Annotated in this window: 1 protein-coding gene; it reads left to right on the forward strand. The window is 66.8% G+C overall.

Annotated features, from left to right (window positions below; all coding sequences use genetic code 11):
• Window positions 1–250 precede the first annotated feature (250 nt).
• Window positions 251–3082, forward strand: a complete 2832-nt coding sequence (gene secA / locus D7Y13_RS40265) for a preprotein translocase subunit SecA (RefSeq protein WP_120537641.1) — start codon at window positions 251–253, stop codon at window positions 3080–3082.
• Window positions 3083–3147 lie beyond the last annotated feature (65 nt).

Genomic DNA, 3147 nt, shown 5'->3' on the forward strand with positions numbered 1-3147 from the left:
GCGCCTGGTCGGCGGGGGCCCGGGGAGGAGCGGCCGTGAGAAGTCTTCGCGGCGCGGGGACGTTGAATCTGCTTAGGGGACATTGCGTGGACTCGGTTCCGCTTTACTCTGGGCCACCGCGCGCCGGGCGGCCAGCCGAGAGGAAGTTTCGGGGGGCGCGCGTGGTTTTGGTCTGGTTCTCCCTTACATCTCCTGGGAATTCCCTTCACTCGCCGCCTTCCTTCGAGGATTCTCCGGCGAGAGAGCCAACATGATTGAATGGACGCTAAAGAAGCTCATCGGGACGAAGAATGAGCGCGAGCTCAAGAAGGCCCGACTGAAGATTGCTCGCATCAACGAGCTGGAACCCCGCATGAAGGCCCTCAAGGACGAGGACTTCGCGCGCGAGACCGCCCGGATGAAGCAGGAGATCCAGAACGGCCGTCCCCTGGACGAGCTGCTCTTCGAGGCCTTCGCGCTCACCCGGGAGGCGTCGAGCCGGGTCATCGGCCAGCGCCACTATGACGTCCAGCTGGTGGGCGGCATCTTCCTGCACGAGGGCTGCATCGCGGAGATGCGCACCGGTGAAGGCAAGACGCTCACCGCGACGCTGCCCTCCTACCTCAACGCGCTGTCCGGCCGGGGCGTCCACGTCGTCACCGTGAACGACTACCTGGCCCGCCGCGACGCCGAGTGGATGGGCCGCGTCTACAAGTTCCTGGGCATGACGACGGGCTGCGTGCTCCACGAGCTGTCCGACAAGCAGCGCCAGGAGTCGTACCGCTCGGACATCACCTACGGGCAGAACAACGAGTTCGGCTTCGACTACCTGCGCGACAACATGAAGTTCCGGCTGCAGGACTACGTCCAGCGGGAACTCAACTACGCCATCGTCGACGAAGTGGACTCCATCCTCATCGACGAGGCCCGCACGCCGCTCATCATCTCCGGGCCCACCGAGGACAGCACCGACAAGTACTACCGGGTGGATCAGGTCATCCCGGGCCTCGTGCCGGACCAGGACTACACCCTGGATGAGAAGCACCGCGCGGTGGCCCTCACCGACGACGGCATCGACAAGCTCCAGAAGCGCCTGAGCGTCGGCAACCTCTACGACCCGGGCGAGATTGAAACCCTGCACCACGTCGAGCAGGCCCTGCGCGCGCACACGCTCTACAAGCGCGACAAGGACTACGTGGTGAAGGACGGCGAGGTGCAGATCGTCGACGAGTTCACCGGCCGCCTCATGCCGGGCCGTCGCTGGTCGGACGGTCTCCACCAGGCCATCGAGGCCAAGGAGGGCGTGAAGATTGAAAACGAGAACCAGACGCTCGCCACGGTCTCGTTCCAGAACTACTTCCGCATGTACTCCAAGCTGTCCGGCATGACGGGCACCGCGGACACGGAAGCCGAAGAGTTCGCGAAGATCTACAACCTGGACGTGCGCGTCATCCCGACCAACCGGCCGGCGGTGCGTCGCGACGAGCAGGACGTGGTCTACAAGACGGAGCGCGAGAAGTTCGAGGCCGTCGCCGCGCAGATTGAAGAGCTGCACAAGGCCGGGCAGCCGGTGCTCGTGGGCACGGTGTCCATCGCCAAGAGCGAAGTGGTCGCCAACTTCCTCAAGAAGCGCGGCGTGCCCCACAACGTCCTCAACGCCAAGGCCCACCAGCGCGAAGCCGACATCGTCGCGCAGGCCGGACGCAAGGGCGCCGTCACCATCTCCACCAACATGGCCGGCCGAGGCACGGACATCCTCCTGGGCGGCAACGCCGAGGTGATGACCAAGAGCGCCATGGGCGCGCCGCCGGAGGCCCCCGAGTCGCCGGACGGCCAGCCGGTGGACCTGACGGCCTACCAGGCCGCGCTGGCGGACTGGGAAGCGCGCTTCGCCCAGACCAAGGCGAAGAATGAGGAGCTGACGAAGCAGGAGCGCGCGGACGTCATGGCCGCGGGCGGCCTGTTCATCATCGGCACCGAGCGCCACGAGTCCCGCCGCGTCGACAACCAGCTGCGTGGCCGCGCCGGCCGCCAGGGTGACCCGGGCGCCAGCCGCTTCTTCCTGTCGCTGGAAGACGACCTGATGCGCATCTTCGGGTCCGAGCGCATCCAGACGCTGATGGAGCGCCTGGGCATGGAAGAGGGCGAGGTCATCGAGCACATCTGGCTGTCGCGGGCCATCGAGGGCGCGCAGAAGCGGGTGGAAGGCCACAACTTCGACCAGCGCAAGAACCTGCTCGAGTACGACGACGTGATGAACCAGCAGCGGCGCACCATCTACAAGCTGCGCCGTCAGGTGCTCGCTTCCGGTGCCGGCATCCCGCTGGTGGAGTACGAAGAGGACCTGAAGACCCGCGTGAAGACGCGCTCCGAGCGCGTCATCACCTGGCCGGACTTCCGGGAGATGGTGCTGGACGCGGTGGAGGACGTCGTCGTGTCCCTGACGGACACCTACGCCCCCACGCGCAGCTCCGACACCTGGGACATCGCCTCGCTGTCTGCGGCGGTGAAGGAGTCCTTCAACCTGGAGATGAGCTTCGAGGGCACGGGCAACCGCGACGAACTCCAGGATCAGATCTACGCGGCGGCGGAGAAGGTCTTCACCGCCCGCGAGCAGGAGTTCAGCGAAGACTTCATGCGCTTCCTGCAGTACCGGTACCTGGCCACCATCGACCAGCTGTGGAAGGACCACCTGCTGGCCATGGACCACCTGCGCCAGGGCATCGGCCTGCGCGGCTACGGCCAGAAGGACCCGAAGCAGGAGTACAAGAAGGAGGGCTACCAGGGCTTCATCCAGATGCTCTCCGCCATCAAGACGCAGTTCGTCAGCCAGATGATGCGCGTCCAGGCCCGCTCCGCCTCCAGCGCGGCGGAGGAGACCGCCCGCATCCAGCGGCAGCTCGCCCAGCAGCAGCAGAAGGCCGTGGAAGGCCGCGCGGACGCGGAAGGGAAGATCGAGGAGGCCACCGCCACGCCCGTCGCCCAGCGCGCGGCCGCCGCCGCCTCCTCGGATGCCCCCCGTGTGGGCCGCAACGACCCCTGCCCCTGCGGCAGCGGCCGCAAGTACAAGAAGTGCCACGGCGCCAACGAGGCCAACGCCTAGTTCCCGCCTGAAGCCCTGACGTGCCTTCCGGCGCGGTCGCCCTCCCCAGCCAGGGGAGCGGGGGC

Source organism: Corallococcus praedator, from assembly GCF_003612125.1.
GTDB classification, from domain to species: Bacteria; Myxococcota; Myxococcia; order Myxococcales; family Myxococcaceae; genus Corallococcus; species Corallococcus praedator.

What these genes read in the sequence shown, in the direction of transcription:
- secA (WP_120537641.1), top strand. Translation starts at nt 251, where the DNA reads ATGATTGAATGGACGCTAAAGAAGCTCATCGGGACGAAGAATGAGCGC.